1 protein-coding gene is annotated in these 493 nt (G+C 46.7%); it reads left to right on the top strand.

Annotation, left to right across the window (positions count from 1 at the left end; all coding sequences use genetic code 11):
- A partial coding sequence (locus tag ACTD9P_RS29710) for a BglG family transcription antiterminator (protein ID WP_438870430.1) occupies window positions 1-493 on the top strand: 493 nt, incomplete at both ends.

Raw genomic sequence — 493 nt, 5'->3', positions numbered from 1 at the left:
AAAATCGCGATCGCCTTATCTGACAGCTCATACATGGCGCTTGCGGTTCATTTAACCTTTGCGATGGACCGAATCAGACTCGGAGAAACCATCACGATGGAGGCTTCGGAACTAAAAGCGCTGCAGCAGACGAAGGAGTACGGCTCTGCGATGGAAATGGCAAAAGAGCTTGAAAAAGCGTTTGGCGTTTCAATTCCGGAAGCTGAGATCGGTTATATCACCATTCATTTGCGGAGCGCCAACCGCCAATACAAAACGGAATTCAAACCGGAAAACATTGAAGTTGAAACGGCCTTGCAAACGAAGCAGCTGATCGGCTTCATTTCTGAAAAAATCAAAATTGATCTGACGGAAAACGGTTCTTTATACGACGGTTTAATCGCCCATCTGGAGCCTGCGATCAACCGGGTGAAAGAAAATATCGACATGTACAACCCGATGACCGAGCAAATTAAACGCGACTACTTTCTGCTGTACATGGCCGTAGAAGAAG

The organism is Pseudomonas onubensis (genome assembly GCF_965653655.1).
GTDB lineage: Bacteria > Pseudomonadota > Gammaproteobacteria > Pseudomonadales > Pseudomonadaceae > Aquipseudomonas.
Note: the sequence above shows the minus strand (reverse complement) of the source record. Positions and strands in the feature narration are given on the sequence as shown.